The organism is Rhodopseudomonas sp. BR0G17 (genome assembly GCF_010907025.1).
Classification (GTDB): domain Bacteria; phylum Pseudomonadota; class Alphaproteobacteria; order Rhizobiales; family Xanthobacteraceae; genus Rhodopseudomonas; species Rhodopseudomonas palustris_H.
Map to the genome: position 1 here is coordinate 1 of NZ_QUML01000106.1, position 552 is coordinate 552.

Genomic DNA, 552 nt, shown 5'->3' on the forward strand with positions numbered 1-552 from the left:
GGCTTCTTCAGGCCGGCGGCGGCGAAGATGTCGACGACCTTGTCCGACACCATCGCCCGCGACACGATCTGGCGGATGGCGTGGTCGATGTCCTCGCTGCTCTTACGCTCGCCGGTCTCGTTCTTGGAGAGCACGGCGCGCACCGCCTGGAAGAAGCCGACGTCGTCGCGGATCTGGATCGCTTCGGCGTGGGGCACCGCGAGCGCAAACGCCTTCGACAATTCGTCCACCGCTTGAATCAACCGGGCCTTGCCGTTGTCCTGAGCGAGGATGTGCTCCTGCGCGGCCGGAAGCAGCGTGATCCGTTGGGCCGGACTGCCGCTCAGCCAATACGACCAGTCTAAACCGTGGAACAGGCCGCGGCAGACCTCGTATTTCTCCAGCATCACCGCGACCGCTTCGTCCTGGTCCAGCGCCGTGCGGCCGGTGCCGCCGGCTTCGGTGTAGGTGACCAGCGCCTGCCGCAATTCCTCGGCGAGACCGAGATAGTCGACCACCAGACCGCCCGGCTTGTCCTTGAACACCCGGTTGACCCGCGCGATCGCCTGCATC

The 552-nt window shown here is 65.9% G+C and carries 1 protein-coding gene; it reads right to left on the bottom strand.

Going from position 1 to position 552, the window contains the following annotated elements; genetic code table 11:
* The coding region (locus DY467_RS25410; RefSeq protein WP_164639813.1) for a type I restriction enzyme endonuclease domain-containing protein at positions 1 to 552 on the bottom strand (552 nt) is incomplete at both ends.